Raw genomic sequence first — 18,612 nt, 5'->3', positions numbered from 1 at the left:
AGACCCTTTATTTTTTGCCCGGGAGCGTGAAGTAAAATGTTGCGCCCTGCCCCAGCTGCGATTCGACCCAGATCCTGCCGCCATGCACCTCGACGATGCGCTTGACCAGCGCGAGTCCGATGCCCGTCCCGTCGATGCGGGGATTCAATTTATCGAATAATTCGAATACCTTTTTGTGAAATTTTGGGTCGATGCCGATGCCGTTATCGCGCACGAAAAAGACGACCTCGTCCCCGGTGGTTTCGGCGCCGATCTCGATGACCGGGTTGGGCTGATCGCCCATAAACTTTGCGGCATTGTCCAGCAGGTTTTGCATCACCTCGATCAGCCGGTTGCGGTCTCCATGGATCGAGGGCAGGTCGGTCATCACCATCACCTCGATCTTTTTCTGGCTTAAGCGGCTCTCCGCGCGAATAAAAGCATCTGCCATGATCTGCCCAAAGGGAACGAGTTCCGGCGGGTTCATCTTTCTACCGATGCGCGAGAGTTCCAGCAGATCGTTCAACAAGGTTTCCATTTTGTGGTTGGCTTCCGAGATCCGTTGAATATCGAGCCTGAGTTTTTCGACATTTCCGCTCAGCGCGTCTTTTTCCAGGTAGCCGAGAAATCCGCCCATGGTGATGAGCGGCGCTTTCAAGTCGTGAGACACGGTGTAGGTGAAGCGTTCCAACTCGGAGTTTTTTTCCTCCAGCTCCTTGATGAGCGATTCGCGTTGCGCTTCGGATTCCTTTTGGTTTGTAATATCCATGAGCACGCCCTGAATATACAAAAGTTTGCCCTCGTCGTCTTTAATAACAACAGATTCGTCTCCCAACCAAACCCACTCCCCATTTTTTGCTTTCATTCGGTATTCCGATGCCACGCCCCTGCCGCTGGCGAGCATTTGTTTGATATCGTTGAAAACCTTGTTTTTATCGCCGGGGTGAAGGAGCGATTGCCAGAAATCCGGTTTCGATAAAAAATCCTCGGGGGAGTATCCGAGCATGTTCTTGATCTGCGGGCTAATGTAGACGGTAGGGCCATCCTCTTCCGCCAAATCGCGGTAGATGGCGACGGAGGTCTGCTCCACGAGAGTGCGATAAAGTAACTCCGTTTCGCGTAAAGCCTCCTGCGCCCGCTTTTGCTCGGTCATATCGATCGTCATGCCGATCATGCCCCGCACTGTTTCGCCGTCTCGGATCGGCGCTCCGATCACCATTAAGTGATGAATCTTCCCGTTTTGTTCATGGGTTTCTTCTTCCCGTATCGATTCGCCCCCAAGAATGCGCACATGTTGTTCCTTGTAGGTTTTAATTATCGCTGGCGGCAGGTCCAACTCCTCGACAGTTTTGCCGATTAAATCGCCCGCCAGGCGTTTTGAGATGGGGTTTTGCAGAAGGTAGCGATCGTTCTCGTCGCACACCCAAAAATCAAATGGAATGTTTTCGATGATCGTCTTCAGCAACACTTCATTGGAGCGGAGTCTTTCCTCAGCCAGTTTATTTTCGGTGATATCCAGCAAATATCCCTGGACGATCGCCTCCTCGCCCGCCGCGCCGCCTGTCACATATAAACTTTCGTCCCGCATCCAGATGACCGTGCCATCCTTCCTGCGAAAGCGATATTCCATCTTGAATTGCGCGCCCTCATTCAGCGCGCGATTTTCCTCCGCAATAAATCGTTCGAGGTCTTCGGCATCGAGGCGCGTGTACCAAAGGTGGGGTTTCGTCAGCCATTCTTCGGGAGCAAAGCCGGTTAATTGCAACACGCCCGGGCTGACGTACAACCAGCGTCCGTCGGGTCCCGGCTCCGCGCTATAGATCACAGCGGGCACGCGCTCAACCAGTTCGCGGTATTGTTTTTCGGCTTCGCGTAAACGCTCCTCGGTTTTACGTCGCTGTTCGACTTCATGTTGCGCGTGTTGTAACGCGTCGGCAATCCGTTCTGTGCCCATTTGAAGCAGGCTGGCGGCTATAAAAAAGAACGTCGATTGCGCGACCCACATTGCCATTGGGTTAGCGACTTCGTTGATCTCGCGCAAGACGCCGACACGCTCAAGAACGACAAAAACGCCGCCGCCGATCACGCTAATCAGCGCGACGCGATTTGCCCACTCGCGCCCAATGAAGATCCCAGCCGCGAGGATGGTAATGAGCAATCCGCTATACCCAGGCGCCAGCACGCCGCCATTGAACGACGCGGCGAAGAATAACAGGATCCACACGCCCGCCACCAACGCGCTTCCCGCAAGTTTTACCTTCCCTTTGCCGATCAGATTTAACAGCCAGAAGCATAACGGGTAGATCGGCAACGCATAGACACTGCGAAGCCTAGCCTCAGGCACGAGCGCCGACCACACCGCAATAAAGAGAGTAGTCGCCGCGAGCATGGCAAGCGTAACGGTTCTTAATTGGGTCGCGGAGCGCGTCAACTCTTCATCGTCGAATACGGGCAGGGGAAAGATTCGTGTGAACATGACTTCCTCGCGAGATAGGTTGAGCCGATTGACGCCGCGTATAAATCTTGCAAGCCAATACGGATTAAAGTCCCCGCTTCATTCCGCCATTGAGGCTGATTCACACACCCAACCCCACTCTCGCCCGTGATTGCGAGAAACACGAATCAGTGTCCCCCGGTGCGATATCGATCGATCAGCGCTTTCGTGCGCGGGTCTTTGGGTTTGCTGAACAGCGTGGACGGTTTGGCGTCTTCGATGATCTCGCCCTCACCCAACACGAGCACGCGGTCTGCCACTTCGCGCGCGAATCCCATTTCGTGCGTGACCACGAGCATGGTCATGCCGTCTTTGGCGACCTTCTTCATCACGTTTAACACCTCGCCGATGAGTTCAGGGTCGAGCGCGGAGGTGGGTTCGTCGAACAACATGACGCGCGGTTGCATGGTGAGGGCGCGGGCGATTGCCACGCGTTGTTTTTGTCCGCCGGAGAGACGCGCCGGATATTCATCTTTTTTGAACAACATGCCCACGCTGTCGAGATTTTCCTCGGCGAGCGCAACGGCTTCGGCGTGGTCCATGCCCTTGACTGTGACAGGTCCCTCGATGACGTTTTCCAACACGCTCATGTGCGGAAAGAGGTTGAACTCTTGAAACACCATGCCTGTCTTGAGCCGCACGTCGTGAATGAGCTGGCGATGCTCTTTGCCGCGTCCGTGACTTTCGACAGTAACCCCATCGACTTGGATGATTCCGTTCGACGGCTCTTCGAGGAAATTGATACACCGCAAGAGCGTGCTTTTCCCAGAGCCGCTTCGTCCGATCAGGCAGACCACTTCGCGCGGCTGAACATCGAGCGAAATATTTTTCAGCACATGCAAGCGCCCGAAATATTTATCAAGGTTGGAAATTTGCACAATAGGTTTCATTTAGCGATCCCCTTTGGCAAGACGCGCTTCCAACCGTGATTGGAAAAATGTCAGGATCAAAGTCATTATCCAGTAAAACATAGCCGCCATCAGCAGGGCTTCCAGATTGTTGAATTGAGCGCGTCCCACTTTGACTGCGCGCCACATCACCTCATGGACGAAACCGGTCGCGGCGACCAACGCCGAGTCTTTCGTCATCGAGATGAAGTCGTTGCCCATGGGCGGGATGGCGAACCGCAAGGCTTGCGGCAAGATGACGCGGCGCATGGTTTGCCCGGGCGTCATGCCGATTGCGGCGGCGGCTTCGCGTTGCCCTTTACTTACCGATGCCAGCCCGGCGCGGAAGGTCTCGCTCATGTATGCGCCGTAGTTTAATCCGAGCGCGAACACGCCAGCCGTAAAGCCGCTTAAGTTGATGCCTAATTGCGGAAGCGCCAGGAAAAAGAAAAAGATCTGGAGGTAGAGCGGCGTGCCGCGAATCAATGAAACGTAAAATGTGCTCAGGGCATAAATGGGTGGAAATGTTGAAAGCCTTCCCAGCGCCGCCAGCAATGCCAAACAGATTGCCAGTAGAATGGACGATGATGAAATGAGAAGAGTTTCCCCGAGACCGGAGCCGATAAACCCAAGGTTTTTCCTCATGAACTCGGCGTCGAGTTTAATCGTTTGAAAGCCTAGAATACTCTGTCCGCTGAACAAAAAAATTAAGACCAGCAATAACACGCCCCATGTCGCGCCGACGCCCATGCGAAATCCCCGTTTCTTTCTTTGCTGCGCCTGAATCAGTAGTTCTGCTTGCGTAGTAGGTTGCGTGTGAGAATGCGCGATGGTAGAGTCGGTTTTCATGACAAAGTCTTTCCATAATACCTGTGCCGACCGGGTATGATCAAATTTGCCGCAATTTTGTAATGTGTCAGGATTTACGCAGTTGGCGGGCAGTTCTTCTGCCGCCGCCGCAGTGCAGGTTCAACTGCGTGAGTCCTATGTGTATGTAATAATAAACGAACAGGAAGCGGTGAAAACCGCTTCCTGTTCGAGCAAGAAACTAGTTGGGAGCCTGGGTCAGATCAATATCGAACCATTTGAGCGAGAGTTCCGAGAGTTTACCTTCTTCGTGCATTTTCGTGAAAACTTTGTTGACCTCAGCAAGAAGTGTTGCGGCAGACAGGCTGGAGGTCTTGTCGAATGCGGCGGCGAGATCCTCTGAGAACACTGGGGAACCGAGTTTGACGACCGGGAAGCCTTCGGCGATATTCGCATCTACGACGGTTTCCGATGTGACATAGCCTATGAAATCTTCACGACCTGCGGCGATGGCTTGGGCGCATTCCTGATCGGTCTCGAGCGGAACCACGGTTACGTTCGGCGCTTCGGCATAAATAGATGCTTCGGGCAATCCCAAGCCAGCCATATCATGGTTGAGCCAAGATTCGTAGGTGGTGGCGGTGCCAACGCAGAGGGCTTGCCCCTCGAGATCGGCGAGGGAGGTGATGCCCGCATCGGCGCGAACCGCGATAACCGCCGGGGTGTAATAGTACGGCACGCTGAAATCGAGGACTTCCTGGCGGGCGGTGGTGACGGTCATCGAGCCAACGCTTACATCCCACTTGTCAGCCCACGAACCGGCAGTGATCGTATCCCACGATGGGGTGGCGAAGCAGGTTTCCACACCGAGCGCGTCGCCGATGGCGATGGCGGCGTCCACGTCAAAGCCTTGCATCTCGGCAGTGGTCAACGCGTCTGACGGACATTTCGTATCGGCAGGACGTTTGCCCTCGGTGTTCAGGAACGATTGCGGCTCGTAGTTGGGATCGGTCGAAACGAGGATGTAACCGCGTTGTTTGATCGCGCTCAGCAAATCATCCGCTTTTCCGCCGCTTCCGCCGCCGCATGCGGTGAGCAAGAGCGCGGCAACGATACCAACGACCAGCACTTTGTAAAGATTCTTCATGTTCTCCTCCAAGAGAATTAAGAATGGGTTTGAGATGAACCGTTCATCTCGTTGGCGCAAGGATAGACCATTTCCCGCGATTCGACAAGTGCTCAGTCGTTAAAGTTTTCCGAATGACATGCCGAATGGGCATAGAATCTCCGCAATCCTTTATCGGTTTGAAGAATTTAGGGCGTTCGCAAGTTTTCCGCCTAAAATAACTCCTTGCCTATCGGCGTATTCATAAAATATGTGCGCGGTCAGAATGCTTAGCGCGATTGTAAGGAGCGATGTCGCTATCGCCGAAGATGGATATGGCATGTACGCTTCTGTGATTCTATAGATCAAACCAGTGGCGCTGCATAAGATGGGGACGTGGACCAGATACAAGGAAAAAGAAATTTTTCCCAAATAGACCGAAAGACGGGATGAAAATAATTTTGCAAACCCAGAAAAGGACAGCGCAAGGGCGACCAACCCCGCCGCAATGATGAGATGAAATACCTGTCCGTAATTCGGAGCTCCGATGAGAACCATGATGGATATGCCGGATATGATCTGGATCCACCACATGCCAAATATTTGACCTAGCCTTGAATAGATTGTCGTATGCACATAGAGATCGCACAGGATAATTCCCAGTAGGAAAGCGTTCAACCAGTGTAGTTCTTTAAAATAAAGTACGATGAGAATAAGCGGGTATGCAAACCATCGCATTCCTTTATTTCCAAAGAGGCTGAGAAAGCCAAAAAGAAAGACGGACCCGAAGAACTCAGGCTGCATTGTCCAGAGGACGGTATTGTACGTTGTGTCGCGGTTGAAATTGAAGAATGTATCCCATACGGCTGATTTAACTGCTTGTGTCAGGGAAGGCTCAAATTCGTAGAAAGTAAACAGCCACCCCTGGCTTGTATGAGTCCCCAACCGTTCACCCAGATCGTTATTGGTCATCCCGCCAGCGGACAGGATCACGAACGCAAATAAGACCGAAGCCAGAATCGGGACGAACAATCTTGGGTATCTTTTGATCACGCTTCTGGTCAGATATTCCGCGCTTTCGAGATTGCGATTCGCCTTCGTGAGTTGGAAATATTTCCTGCTGAGCACGAACGCCGACATGACCCAGAAGACCCAAACGGCGAAATTCCCATCGTGGAGGCCGGTTACGAAATATTGACCCGCTTTGGACAAGAAGAATGGAAAATGAGCATTTAAGTACGATGCGATCATCTTATCGATTCCCACGAAGAACGCGAGGTGCAAGTGATCGAAGATCACGACTAGCGCGGCGATGCCTCGGATACCCTCCAATGCCAGCATCTTTCCTGAAGTTTCGTTTGCGGTTGTATTCAGGTCGCTTCCCATATAATATTTGATTCAAGTATAGCATAGGCAGATCGGCGCGATTGGCGGTCGCCTTTATTGGACACGAGATTGGAGTTTTGTTAGAGAGAAGCGGGAATCTCTTCTTACGCAACATGTTTGCAGTAGAATCTGACCATCAATTGGAGTAAAACATGAAACTTGTCACTGTCTCACAAATGCAAGCCATCGAAAAAGAAGCCGACTCAAAAGGCTTGACCTTTGATCGAATGATGCAAAACGCCGGTCAGGGATTGGCGGAAGTCGTTGCCGACCTTTTCGTTGATGAGGAACAGCTCGAGGTCGTCGGCTTGGTTGGTCCCGGCAACAACGGAGGGGATACCCTCGTCGCGTTGACCGCGCTTGCCGAAGAAGGTTGGAAGGCAAGATCATACCTCGTCAAGCGCAAGAAAGATGATCTGGTCAAACAATTTGTTGATGCGGGCGGGAATATTTTTTCGGGCGACGATGCTTTCGATCAACTTGGCGAATCTCTCGAAACGGCCGATGTACTTCTCGATGGCGTCCTCGGCACAGGCATCAAACTCCCTCTGAAAAAAGAAGTTGCCGAATTGCTTTCCGAAGTTGGCGACCTGCTCGACAGCCTCGACGAATCTCCGCTCGTGATCGCGGTGGATTGTCCGTCGGGCGTTGACTGCGATTCTGGCGAAGTTGCAGATGAAACCCTTCACGCGGATGTGACGGTGACCATGGCGGCGGTCAAGCAGGGATTGTTGAACCTGCCTGCCTTTGAGTATGTCGGCGAGCTAAAAGTTGTGGACATCGGCTTGCCCATTGAGCTGCCTTCGCTCAAAAATTTGCAAACGGAAGTAGCGGATGAAGATTCTGTCTCCGCGCTTCTGCCGGAGCGCGCCCTCGATTCGCACAAAGGGACATTTGGTACGGCTCTCATCGCGGCGGGATCCGTCAACTACACCGGGGCAGTCGTCCTTGCGGGAGAGGCGGCGTATCGCGCGGGAGCGGGATTGGTCCAATTGGCGATCCCCGCGTCCATCCACGCGGCAGTCGCAGGTCAGGTTCCCGAAGCGACGTGGGTCTTGCTCCCACATTCAACAGGCGTAATCGCATCCAGCGCATCCGAAGTGTTATCGAAAAATTTTGAGCGAGCGACAGCGTTATTGATCGGTCCCGGTTTGGGAACGGAAAACACGACAAAAGAATTCATCGAGAATTTGCTGGCTGGCAAATCAACGCCGAAAAAATCCGCGATTGGTTTTGTGCATGAAGAAAGCGATTCAAATGCGGCGGAGAAAAATTCCCTACCGCCATTGGTCGTTGACGCGGACGGACTGCGTTTGCTCGCGCAGATCAAAGACTGGCACACGAAATTACCTGCGCCCGCGATTCTCACGCCGCACCCCGGCGAAATGTCCGCGTTGACCGGGTTGTCGAAAGAAGAAATTCAAGAGGATCGGCAAGCAATTGCCGTCAAGTATGCAAAAGAGTGGGGACATGTCGTTGTTTTGAAAGGCGCGTTCACCGCGATTGCTTCGCCCGATGGAAGGACAACCATTATCCCGGTCGCATCGCCCGCGTTAGCCCGCGCAGGGACAGGTGATGTGCTTGCCGGTCTGATCGTCGGCTTACGCGCGCAAGGACTCGATGCGTACGACGCGGCAGTTGCCGGCGCATGGATTCACGCGCAAGCCGGTCTCTACGCCGCAGACGATCTCGGCACAACCGCCTCAGTCATGGCAAGCGATGTGTTGAATTCGATCTCGGATGTATTGAGTGATTTGGAGTAAAAAATATTTCGTACTGCGTACTCCGTAATGCAATATTTTGTTCTTTTCACAATTATTCGAGCAATAAACCGAACCACCGAGACACGGAGACACTGAGAAAAGCCAATTAAAAACTCCGTGACTCAGTGTCTCCGTGTTTCAAAATGGAGCACAAGGATTGCTCGGTTAGGTTCTTAATCTGCAATATGTTGCGGTTTCTGGACAACCAAAAACCGTATAACAAAAAGACTCTCCACGCGGAGAGTCTTTTCGTTCATCACAAATTACGAAGTACGCAATACGCAGTACTAACTGTTCATGAACGCTTCAAGGTTATCCTTGCTGATGCGGAATGCTTTGCCGACTTTTTTGGCTTTCAGGCTTCCGTCATTGATCGCGTCCAAAATATCAGACTCTGTCACCTTCATGAACTGCGCGGCTTCCGCGGGGGTCATGATGTCCGGCATTTTCGCGCCGCCAGCCGCTCCGCCGGGCGCCGCGTTTTGGAATCCGCCTTGCAGAGCCTGTCCCATAATGTTGCCGATACCCATGCCCGCGCCGATTCCTGCGGTGAGACCCGCTCCGCCGCCCTCGTTTTGCGCGGCATCGCGCATCGCGTCCGCGGCTTGCAGTTGAGTGTAGGTCGCCATGTCGAGCATGCCCATGTCGCGGAGTTCCTGCGCCGACTTGCTCGAGGGCTTCAAGTTGCCGATGTAGAAAGTTTTGAGCGCCATGCCGAGCGCTTCAAAATCATCCTGCGCCTTCGCGCGGACAGCGGCGCCGATCTCTTCGGTCAGCCCGATCAGATCCACGACGCTTTTTGCGGCTGTCGTCTCGCCGAGCGCATCCTGCAATTTCGAGAGCAACATGGTCTTCAAGCGTTCTTCAATATCCGCTGTGCGATACGAACCTTGCGCGCCGACAACCTGCGTCACAAATTGTTGAGGGTCCTTCACTTGGAACGAATATGTTCCAAACCCCTGCAACAACGCGACGCCGAGTCCCATGCCGGGGTTGCGCACGATGATCGGTTGCGGCGTGCCCCATTTTTCATTTGCAAATTCTTTGAGCGAAACAAAATACACTTCCGCGGGGAAGGGCGTGCGGTCGTTGAACGCCTTGCCGATCAGATCAATGATCTTCGGGATGTTCGCAGTCGCGATCGTGTGCCTGCCCGCTCCGAACACATCTAGCGCGTTGCCGTCGCGGAAGAACACCGCCGCCTGCGACTCGCGCACGATCACCTGCGAGCCGATGCGATAATCGCCGATGCCCGTTTCAGGAAAACGATGGACGATCTCATCCCGCATCTCATTTGGATATTCAATAACGTCAAAAATTCTAGCCATGATTCTCTCCTTTTGAAGAACGTTGGTGTGATTATAGTCTATTCTACGATAGCAGACCTCACAGGTTTCAAAAACACTTCGACAGGCTCAGTGCAACGCCTGTGAGGTCTTTACCTAATCTTTCATCATCTTTCCCGTCCCCTTATCGCGCAGCATCAAAATTTCTGCCATGATGCTCACCGCGATCTCCTCCGGCGTTTCGGCGTTCAACTCCAGACCCATCGGCGAATGCGCGCGCGCGATCAATTCATCGGACACGCCTTTTTCTTTCAACGCCTTGACCGTCGTCAGCCACCTGCGTTTCGAGCCGATGACGCCGACGTATGCCGCCTTCGATTCAAGCAGCGGAGGCAGACCCGCCGCGTCGACTCCGGATCCACGGCTGGTTACCACTAGGAAGGTTTGGCGCGTCAATTTGAGTTGACTCGGCAACTCCGCCATCGGAACTGGGTAATACGCGTCAGCCCCCGGCACCGACTCGGGATTGCAAAACTCCGCGCGATCATCGCTGACGGCGACTCGGAATCCCAGCCACTTCGCCAAATGGACGACTGCCTTACCCACATGTCCGCCGCCGATGACGACGATCATCGCGGGAGGAAGGATCGGTTCCACAAACACCTCCACAGTTCCGCCGCACACACCCGGGTCGCCGCGCGTCGGGCTGACGAGGTTATACACTAGCGAGCGCGGCTTGCCGTCGCTGATCGCCATCCACGCCTCATCGAGGACGCGGTGTTCCAAGTCCCCGCCGCCGACGGTGCCGATGAATTTTCCATCGGGGTAAACGAGCATTTTGCTCCCCACGTGACGCGGCGTCGACCCTTCGCTTTTTGTCACCGTGCAAAGCGCGGCGGATTCGTTATTTTTTTCGAGTTCTGAGAGGGCTTGAAAGATCGAATTCATAAAGTCCTGTAGAGGTGCAACACAATCTGCCTCTACTTAATTATTCCAATAACCCCAATACCACCGGCAACAATTGTTTCTTCCGCGAAACGATACCTTGCGCTTCGCGCGTGCCATCGGCGAGAGGGGGATAAGGTAATTCATCAAGCACCGGCGGGGCTTTGGAAGAGATGATCAGCCTGCTTGAGCCGCGCACGATATCGGTGATGAGCAGCATGGCAAAGTCGAGCCCGCGTTTATCTTTGAGCGCGTCCAACGCTTTTGCGAGGGGAACAAGATGTTCAGCGAGCTGCAGGAGGTCGGTTACTTCGGCTTGGGCAATGGCAAGCTTGAATCCGCCCGCTTCATATTGTTTGATGTCTGTGCTGACGATCTCATTCGGATCGCGGTTCGAGAGACCGGCTCCCGCGGCGAGCAGCGCTTTGCCGAACGATTCAATCGTCTCGCCTTTGAGCGGACTTCCGCCGACGAACGCCCAGCGCGATAATCTCTCGGCGGCGTCTTTGTCGCGAGGCGTGGTGGTGGGAGATGTCAAAATGAGCGTATCAGACAGAAGTCCCGCGAGAAGCGCGCCGGCGAGGCTGGGCGGCATGGAGAGTCCCGCCTCCGCTGTCATCTCCGAAACGAGAGTCGAGGTCGAGCCCACGATATCCACCGTGAATCGAATCGGCGTGTGCGTGTGCGGGTTGCCGAGGCGGTGATGATCCAAAATTTCGAGGAGCTCGGCTTCCTCGAGCGCGGCGATTGCCTGGCGCGGCTCGTTGTGATCCACGAGAATAATTTTCAGGCGCGGCGGGTTGAGGATATCGCGCTGGCGCGCAATGCCGAGATATAGATTATTTTCATCCACGACCCAATACTCATCGGTTTCGTCGCGCAGGATGCGGTTGAGAAAATCGCGGATGTGACCGCTGGCGGGGAACTTCGGCACATTGGTGTCTGCCGCGTCTTTACACGGCGCCGACATCATCTCGCGCACGGTCGTATCGCCGGGGCGCGGGCCGAGCGTTTGCGTGAAATATTTGAAGAGACTCAGTCCGTTGATGAGACCATAAGGCTTGCCGTCTTCATTAACTACAGGCGCGATGCCGCCGGTCTTGCTGGCGAGCGTCCACGCGAGACCGAGTTGCGAGTCGGGGCGGAGGCTGTCGAGTCTCTGCATCACTGACTCAAAGCGCGGCGACGCGTCGGTGAGCAGGACGGGCGGGTCGAGCTTCAACTGTTTGAGCAGCCACGCTGATTGCGGATTTAACGCTCCCGCGCGCGCCGCGACCGCTTCCGCGCCATCGCGTTCGCGTAGAAGCCATGCGTAGCCCATCGCGGAGGCAATGGAGTCGGTGTCGGGGTTGACGTGTCCGATGACGAAGGTTTTGCTCATGGCTTTTTTAGAGGAAGTCTTGTAATTCGAATTCGCCGTTTATCAACGACAGCGATGGAATGTTTCAATACATCGGGTTTTACCGTTTGTAACACGCGCGCTACGAGATCTCGCATTTCGGCTTCCGAATAATTTCCGCCGCGAAATAGAATGACGCCCGGTGCATCGTTTCCACTCTGCGCCAACAAAGTCCCGAAGTCGAGATCGGCCGTGATCACGATTCTCTCCTCGTCTACCGCCTGAGCCATGATGGTCGAATCTGTTGCTATTGCGAGATTCACGTCTTTCGCGTGAATAGCCTCATGACCTTTTTCCTGAAGCCAGGGGATGAGTTCAGGCGAAGCGGGCATGTCAATCAGGAATTTCATCAGGCAAATTCGATGACTTCTTCTTCAGCCAGCGACGCCGCATACAACAAGGCTTCGTCAATATCTTCCGATTCGAGATAGGGGTAAGCCTTGAGAATGGAATCGCGAGTTTCACCCGAGGCTAATAAACCGAGCAAGCGAGAGACAGGGAATCTCAGATTGCGGATGCAAGGTTTGCCGCTGAACACGTCTGGGTTGATGGTGATTCTTTTAAAACTCATTTTGGATTCCTCTTTGCAATTGGTTGCCGCTTAATTATACCCCTGCCTAATTACCTGTTAGTAGTTTGTTGATGTGCGCGTCGAGTTCGTTCATGGTTTTCAGAAAGGCCGATTCGAGATCAACCTGATGCGCTTGAGCCAGAATGATAACAGACCAGAGGCAATCTGCAAGTTCGTGCGCGAGTTTGTCATGCGCTTCTGATATTTCGCGTTTGCCTTGTAACGCAACGACCAATTTGGATAGGTCGCCAACATCGCCGACAAAACCAAGCGCGATTTCTTCAGTCGTCCATTCCGCGCCGTATTGCTTTTGTTCAAGCAGGGCATACTTTGCGCGGATTTCAGCCGCTCGTTGAAGGATCGCTTGAAATTCCATTACTTCTTCATCGCCCGCCACACGCGTTCGGGCGTCGTGGGAATCACATCCACATTTACGCCGATGGCATCGAGGATAGCATTGCCGACGGCGGGCGCGACTCCATCCATGGGAATCTCGGCGACGGCTTTGACGCCGAACGGGTGACTCGGCTCGAAGGTCTCGACGAAGATCGTTTCGAGTTCGGGCATCTCGTCGGCGCGGAAGATGTGATAGCGATCCAAATCGCGTTCGATGGCATCGCCTTTGTCGTCGTAGCGCATCTCCTCGCAGACCGCGTAGCCCAACGCTTGAGTCATGCCGCCCTCGATCTGACCCGATGCGGTGAGCGGATTCACGATCACGCCCGAGTCAACCGCCATCACGAGTTTATCTACCGTAACCGCGCCTGTTTCAGTGTCCACGGTCACCTCGGCGAATTGCGCGGCGAAGGGAGGTGGTGAGACTGGCGAAACATAACTTGCCACACCCATGATCTGTTCTTGTTTATCTTTGTGCAGAGAATGCAGCGCGATCTCGGCAAAGGAAACCGTTCTTCCGTCGGGGGCGATGGCTTGGCGATTCGATAATCGAATCGTTGCATAATCTGATTCTGGAATCCCCAACATCATCGCCGCGCGGACTTGGATTCGCCACGCGACAACTTTCGCCGCGTTCACCGCCGCCGCGCCTGAAATGTACGTCGTGGACGAAGCGTACGCGCCTTTGTCGAACGGAGTGAAATCGGTGTCTGAGGAATAGCAGATCATATCTTCAAGCGGAACGCCTAACACCTCCGCCGCCATTTGCGCAAGGACAGTGTCTGAACCCGTTCCCAGATCCGTCGCGCCGACTAGCATGTTGAATGAACCATCGTCGTTCATCTTGATCGACGCGCCGCCCATATCCAAATATGGAATCGCTGTTCCTTGCATGACCATTGCCACACCGATTCCCCTACGCAATACGGAGTACGGATTACGTACTTCGTATTGCGTATTGCGTAACGAGCGCCACTCCTCATTCCCATACTTATCATCCCACGCGATCGCGGCTCGTCCTTGCGCGACGCATTGCTCCAACCCAACAGTTTGGACGATCTCAGGTCGCGGCTCGCGTCCTTCATTCCACGCGGTTGAAAACGGATGATATTCGCCAGGTCGAATCGTATTCCTCAAACGAAAATCAATCGGGTCGAGGTTCAACGCGCGGGCGATCTTTTCCATGTGACGTTCGACGGGCCAGTATCCCTGCGGCACGCCGTAACCGCGAAACGCTCCAGCGGGCGGCGTGTTGGTGTAAACCACGTCTGCATAAAATTGGATGTTCGGACTCTTGCGATATTCGCCATCGCCGACATACAACGCCATTGCTTTGTGTCCCGTGTTGCCTGTGACGGTCAGCGCGTGACAGCCGTACGCGCCCGTGTCGGATAGCGCGTACATCGCGTTGGCTGTGATCGTCCCGTCTCGCTTCACTCCCGTCTTCATCTTGACTCGCATTGGGTGACGCGAACGCGCCGCGATAAATTCTTCTTCGCGCGTGTATTCGTAGATGACTGGTCGTTTTGTTGCAATCGTGAGATGCGCGGGCACGTCTTCCATCAACACTTCCTGCTTGCCGCCGAACCCGCCGCCGATGCGCGGCTTCACCACGCGGATTCGTTTCACTGGCAGATTCAACACAGGCGCGAGCATCCTCCGCACATGAAAAGGAACTTGCGTGGACGTGCGAATCACCAAACGGTCGTCTTCATCCCAATATGTGACGCACACATGCGGCTCGATGGAAACTTGTTGCACTTTCGGCACTTCGTATTCAGCCTCAAAAATATGATCGGCTTCCTTGAATCCTTTTTCCACGTCGCCGATGTCGATGCGGATGTGCGCGGCGAGATTCTTTTCGGGGTTCGAGTCGGCAAAATTGACGTACTCAGGCTCGTCGTGGATTCGAATCGCATCGGGGTTCATCGCTTCGCGCGAGTCGAGGATGGAATCCAGAATTTCGTATTCCACGTCGATCAGACTCAACGCTTTCTCCGCGATTTCGGGACTCTCCGCCGCGACGAATGCAACGCGGTCGCCGACAAAACGGACTTTGTGATCCAGCGAAAACGTATCGAGCGGACCTGGGATCGGATCGGACTGCCCAGCGGTGGAATACACCACGTGCGGAATATCCTGCCACGTGAGCACAGCCGCAACACCTTTCAATTCTTTTGCGCGCGTCGTGTCAATTTTTTTGATGCGCGCGTGCGCGTGTGGCGAGTGCAAAACTTTCGCATACAACATGCCGCGCGCGTCCATGTCGGCGGTGAAGGCGGGCTTGCCCTGCACGAGTTTGACCGCGTCCACTTTTTTCTCGGGCTTGCCGACGGTCTGCCATGTTTGTGATTCAGGCGTCACCACAACTTTTGGGCGCGTCATCACGCCAGCGAGTTGTGGTGAATCAAAACCTCCCATAGGCGCATCTGTTTTTGGCGCGCCGAAATCCCAATTGATCGTGTCCACGCGGAACGGTTCATCGCCGCGCATCACCGCCGCCGCTTTCAACACGGCTTGCACAGGTTTGAGATAACCCGTGCATCGGCATAACACGCCGCTGATCGCCTCGCGCACTTGCTCTTCACTTGGATTCGGATTCTGTTCGAGCAACGCCTTCGCCGCAAGGATTTGCGCGGGCGTGCAAAATCCGCATTGGATCGCGCCCGATTCGACGAACGCCTGTTGTAGCGGATTCAAGCCATCGGTCTTTTTCCAACCTTGTTCGGGATGTTCGCCCAACGCTTCGATCGTGACGACAAGATGTCCCTCCGCTTGCGCCGCGAGCATGGACCCCGCGTTGACAGGTTTGCCATCCAGCAGAACCGTGTCCGCGCCGCTCAGTCCGCCCTCATCGCCAAATTTGACGCCGTAATAGCCAAGTCTGCGCACGGCGGAGAGCAATGTTTCAGATGGCGCACATTCGATTTCGTGCTTTGTGTTGTTGATTGAAAGTTGGAGTTTCATACAATTCCTTTAATTGAGTAAGCGGGATTTTTAAAGATCAAATCCACTGAATTTTTGGATGGACAATAATTTTGATGCTGAAGGCACTTAAGGCAATCCAACAAACCTTAGCACCCTAATACACTCCAAAATTGTTGCAAAATGAGCTTCCAATAGCGTATCCTTAGAAAGGAAACTTCCTCGAGGATTCTGATAAAAAGCTGATTGAATATAATAAATTAATTCCTTGTCATTATCGTATATTTCTGGTACTGGTATTTTTTGATAAACCTTCTTGATTTCTCCAATTTTCGAGTAAAAATTATTTAAAGTACTGATTATGTGGTCATCAAAGCCTGATGATAAGAATTCATAAAAATCTGGCCAGCCATGATAAAGTAGTATTAGGGCAAATAGAGTATCCTTGCTACCTTCACTACGTGCTGAAAGAAGTTTTATGGTCTGTTCATATTTAACCGCGGTTTTAATTCTTCGCGGAACAAGAAATCGGTTTATCCTTGCAAAATTTCCAAGTTTAATGCCTTTAATAAGTATTCCGTGTAGTAGTTCAGTTGCCTGTTCATATGTAGGCTGTATCACATGGTATTGTTCAGGAATTATTTTATCCAGGTAACTATTTCCATCCATGTTAGTCCCCTCATATTTTCGATTTATATAGCTCGAAATTAGGTTATTGTCCATTACAAAAACCCAAATACAATTTCTTACCGACAAATAGTTCTTAATAGATTCAAGCAATTGCACAACATTTTCTGGTGAGCACCGATCTAAATTATCAATGCATAAAATCAATTTATCTTGTTTATTATAAGTCAAAAATATCCTCACCAATTCTGTAAATGCTCTGTTTGTTTCTTCAATGTGATCAATGGTTTGTTCCCAATCCGAAATAGTTATTTTCTTTTCAATTTTTTCTTCGTAGTCTTTGACATCACCCAGGGTTAATCCTGTTAGCTTCCTAAGTGCCATGTCAGATAAAGCTAAAGATGTAACTTCAATAACCCTTTCAGCATATTTCTTCCAATCAAAAAACCTAGTCTCATCCAGTCTTCTTAAGTATTTTAATAACCGTACAATAACAGGGGTTAAAAGATTGTTGGTGGAGTCGTACTGCCACGCATCAATGATTTCTATATGTAAAGATTTGCTTGTTGTCATTGTTTCTGTATTTTTAGGCATCTCCAGAACCAATTCCTTTTCCGTTGATCCCCTCACAAGCAAACTCATTTTATCTTTTATTACAACTTTCTCTGATGGCTTGTTAATTAGCTCGTGGTCTTTGTTTGTTTGAGCTAGCCTGTTAAGATCCGCCATTATATTTAGGGTACTTGTCTTGCCAGTTCCCCAGCTCCCATACAGCCCTATAGTTGATGGACAATCATTGTCTGTGAGTCTGTGGAGAATAATTTTTGCCAATGATTGAGCGTTTAATTTGTCTTGGGAAATATTAATAATTGGATCATGGATATTCATTACTAAAATCTCCTATCTAATCTGCCTAGTATTATTGCTTTTACATTTGCCTTGCATTACATAGATTCTGTGCGAATTTTCTCGCGCAATTCATCAATCACAATTTTATTCCCGTTTTCATCTTTGTAAAACCACACATCCCAGCCGTTGACGGGCGCGCCGTTCATCAGCGATTTCGCCACGCCGTGGATCGAGCCAGTGACCTCGCCGCATTTGATGTGTCCGTTCGATAGGATTTTCGCCCGTTTGCCGTTACGCGCGAAGTAAAGCGACTCGCCTGGATTCAATAATCCGTTTTCGAGCAACGCTCCAAACGGGACCCGCGCCTGCTTCCGTTTCTCGGAGAGGATCAACACCTCGGATGGGGAGGCGAGAACCGCGTCAATGCGTTGTTGCGCGATCTTGATATATGTTTTGTCGCGTTCGATGCCGATCCAGCGGCGACCGAGTTTCTTCGCAACCGCTCCTGTTGTCCCTGAGCCAAAGAACGGATCGAGGATCACATCCCCAACGTTCGATGACGCGAGCAAAATCCGATACAGTAGCGCTTCGGGTTTTTGTGTCGAGTGCGCTTTCGTCCCGTTATGTTTGACGCGCTGTTTGCCCCTCACAAGCGGGAGTTCCCAATGTCTCCAGTCGGAGCGCATTTGCAGGTCTTCATTCAAGGCTTTCATGGCGTGATGATTGAACGTGTACTTCGCGCCTTTTTTCTTCTGCGCCCAGATCATCGTTTCATGCGCGTTGGTGAGCCGCACGCCGCGAAAATTTGGCATAGGATTGTCTTTGATCCACAATACATCGTTTAGAATCCAAAATCCCAAGTCTTGCATGATCGCGCCGACGCGATAGATGTTGTGATACGTGCCGATGACCCAGATCGTGCCTGTGTCTTTCAACACGCGTTGACTCGCGCTCAGCCAATCCCGCGTGAACTCGTCATATGCTTTGAAATTCTCGAACTGATCCCAGCCGTCGTTGACCGCGTCGACTTTGGTGAGGTTGGGACGATGCAACTCGTTGCGCAGTTGCAAGTTATACGGCGGGTCGGCGAAGATCACATCCACCGAGTTCGCGGGGAGCGAGCGGAGGACTTCAACGCAATCGCCGCGTAGGATTTGGTCGAGGGGGAGATGAGCCACGGGTCGAATTATACC

Annotated in this window: 15 protein-coding genes; 1 reads left to right on the top strand and 14 read right to left on the bottom strand. The window is 52.5% G+C overall.

The window, feature by feature from the left end:
- Positions 1-7 precede the first annotated feature (7 nt).
- The 5 genes from AC16KF_RS12050 to AC16KF_RS12030 all read right to left on the bottom strand — a co-directional run bounded on the left by AC16KF_RS12050 (position 8) and on the right by AC16KF_RS12030 (position 6,658).
- A complete protein-coding gene (locus AC16KF_RS12050) occupies positions 8-2,455 on the bottom strand; it encodes a PAS domain-containing sensor histidine kinase (RefSeq protein WP_484037568.1) in 2,448 nt (815 codons plus the stop codon).
- 146 nt (positions 2,456-2,601) lie between these two features.
- Positions 2,602-3,363 carry an amino acid ABC transporter ATP-binding protein gene (locus AC16KF_RS12045; protein WP_484037567.1) on the bottom strand — a complete coding sequence of 254 codons (762 nt, stop codon included), beginning with the start codon at positions 3,361-3,363 and terminating at the stop codon, positions 2,602-2,604.
- Positions 3,364-4,209, bottom strand: a complete 846-nt coding sequence (locus tag AC16KF_RS12040; protein WP_484037566.1) for an amino acid ABC transporter permease — start codon at positions 4,207-4,209, stop codon at positions 3,364-3,366.
- 199 nt (positions 4,210-4,408) lie between these two features.
- Positions 4,409-5,314, bottom strand: a complete 906-nt coding sequence (locus AC16KF_RS12035) for a transporter substrate-binding domain-containing protein (protein ID WP_484037565.1) — start codon at positions 5,312-5,314, stop codon at positions 4,409-4,411.
- A gap of 150 nt (positions 5,315-5,464) precedes the next feature.
- Positions 5,465-6,658 (bottom strand): acyltransferase family protein, encoded by a 1,194-nt coding sequence (locus AC16KF_RS12030; RefSeq protein ID WP_484037564.1) that lies wholly within the window; start codon positions 6,656-6,658, stop codon positions 5,465-5,467.
- Between the two features lie 152 nt (positions 6,659-6,810).
- On the opposite strand from AC16KF_RS12030, the gene AC16KF_RS12025 reads away from it, so the two are divergent.
- Entirely contained in the window at positions 6,811-8,421 is a 1,611-nt protein-coding gene (locus tag AC16KF_RS12025; protein WP_484037563.1) for an NAD(P)H-hydrate dehydratase, read from the top strand.
- A gap of 287 nt (positions 8,422-8,708) precedes the next feature.
- On the opposite strand, the gene AC16KF_RS12020 is transcribed toward AC16KF_RS12025, so the two are convergent.
- From AC16KF_RS12020 to AC16KF_RS11980, 9 genes are all read right to left on the bottom strand, one after another.
- Positions 8,709-9,749 (bottom strand): SPFH domain-containing protein, encoded by a 1,041-nt coding sequence (locus AC16KF_RS12020; RefSeq protein ID WP_484037562.1) that lies wholly within the window; start codon positions 9,747-9,749, stop codon positions 8,709-8,711.
- 114 nt (positions 9,750-9,863) lie between these two features.
- Positions 9,864-10,655, bottom strand: coding sequence for an XdhC family protein (locus AC16KF_RS12015; RefSeq protein WP_484037561.1), 792 nt, complete (start codon positions 10,653-10,655; stop codon positions 9,864-9,866).
- Between the two features lie 40 nt (positions 10,656-10,695).
- Positions 10,696-12,033 carry a DHHA2 domain-containing protein gene (locus AC16KF_RS12010; RefSeq protein WP_484037560.1) on the bottom strand — a complete coding sequence of 446 codons (1,338 nt, stop codon included), beginning with the start codon at positions 12,031-12,033 and terminating at the stop codon, positions 10,696-10,698.
- On the bottom strand, positions 12,030-12,401 hold the full coding sequence (locus AC16KF_RS12005) for a DUF5615 family PIN-like protein (protein ID WP_484037559.1): 372 nt from the start codon (positions 12,399-12,401) through the stop codon (positions 12,030-12,032). The genes AC16KF_RS12010 and AC16KF_RS12005 overlap by 4 nt, the downstream gene beginning before the upstream one ends.
- A complete protein-coding gene (locus AC16KF_RS12000) occupies positions 12,401-12,622 on the bottom strand; it encodes a DUF433 domain-containing protein (protein ID WP_484037558.1) in 222 nt (73 codons plus the stop codon). Before AC16KF_RS12000 ends, AC16KF_RS12005 begins: the two co-directional genes overlap by 1 nt.
- A gap of 46 nt (positions 12,623-12,668) precedes the next feature.
- The gene (locus AC16KF_RS11995) at positions 12,669-12,998 is read right to left on the bottom strand and encodes a MazG nucleotide pyrophosphohydrolase domain-containing protein (protein ID WP_484037557.1); all 330 of its coding nucleotides are present in this window, start codon (positions 12,996-12,998) and stop codon (positions 12,669-12,671) included.
- Positions 12,998-15,985 (bottom strand): molybdopterin-dependent oxidoreductase, encoded by a 2,988-nt coding sequence (locus AC16KF_RS11990; RefSeq protein WP_484037556.1) that lies wholly within the window; start codon positions 15,983-15,985, stop codon positions 12,998-13,000. The genes AC16KF_RS11995 and AC16KF_RS11990 overlap by 1 nt, the downstream gene beginning before the upstream one ends.
- An 87-nt stretch (positions 15,986-16,072) precedes the next feature.
- A complete protein-coding gene (locus tag AC16KF_RS11985) occupies positions 16,073-17,458 on the bottom strand; it encodes a KAP family P-loop NTPase fold protein (protein WP_484037555.1) in 1,386 nt (461 codons plus the stop codon).
- 56 nt (positions 17,459-17,514) lie between these two features.
- On the bottom strand, positions 17,515-18,597 hold the full coding sequence (locus AC16KF_RS11980) for a DNA methyltransferase (RefSeq protein ID WP_484037554.1): 1,083 nt from the start codon (positions 18,595-18,597) through the stop codon (positions 17,515-17,517).
- Positions 18,598-18,612 lie beyond the last annotated feature (15 nt).

This window comes from Candidatus Defluviilinea gracilis (assembly GCF_057138825.1).
This window is presented reverse-complemented; position numbering and strand designations above follow the sequence as displayed.

Coding starts and splice junctions, on each gene's coding strand:
- AC16KF_RS12050 (WP_484037568.1), bottom strand. CDS start 2,455: ATGTTCACACGAATCTTTCCCCTGCCCGTATTCGACGATGAAGAGTTG.
- AC16KF_RS12045 (WP_484037567.1), bottom strand. CDS start 3,363: ATGAAACCTATTGTGCAAATTTCCAACCTTGATAAATATTTCGGGCGC.
- AC16KF_RS12040 (WP_484037566.1), bottom strand. CDS start 4,209: ATGAAAACCGACTCTACCATCGCGCATTCTCACACGCAACCTACTACG.
- AC16KF_RS12035 (WP_484037565.1), bottom strand. CDS start 5,314: ATGAAGAATCTTTACAAAGTGCTGGTCGTTGGTATCGTTGCCGCGCTC.
- AC16KF_RS12030 (WP_484037564.1), bottom strand. CDS start 6,658: ATGGGAAGCGACCTGAATACAACCGCAAACGAAACTTCAGGAAAGATG.
- AC16KF_RS12025 (WP_484037563.1), top strand. CDS start 6,811: ATGAAACTTGTCACTGTCTCACAAATGCAAGCCATCGAAAAAGAAGCC.
- AC16KF_RS12020 (WP_484037562.1), bottom strand. CDS start 9,749: ATGGCTAGAATTTTTGACGTTATTGAATATCCAAATGAGATGCGGGAT.
- AC16KF_RS12015 (WP_484037561.1), bottom strand. CDS start 10,655: ATGAATTCGATCTTTCAAGCCCTCTCAGAACTCGAAAAAAATAACGAA.
- AC16KF_RS12010 (WP_484037560.1), bottom strand. CDS start 12,033: ATGAGCAAAACCTTCGTCATCGGACACGTCAACCCCGACACCGACTCC.
- AC16KF_RS12005 (WP_484037559.1), bottom strand. CDS start 12,401: ATGAAATTCCTGATTGACATGCCCGCTTCGCCTGAACTCATCCCCTGG.
- AC16KF_RS12000 (WP_484037558.1), bottom strand. CDS start 12,622: ATGAGTTTTAAAAGAATCACCATCAACCCAGACGTGTTCAGCGGCAAA.
- AC16KF_RS11995 (WP_484037557.1), bottom strand. CDS start 12,998: ATGGAATTTCAAGCGATCCTTCAACGAGCGGCTGAAATCCGCGCAAAG.
- AC16KF_RS11990 (WP_484037556.1), bottom strand. CDS start 15,985: ATGAAACTCCAACTTTCAATCAACAACACAAAGCACGAAATCGAATGT.
- AC16KF_RS11985 (WP_484037555.1), bottom strand. CDS start 17,458: ATGAATATCCATGATCCAATTATTAATATTTCCCAAGACAAATTAAAC.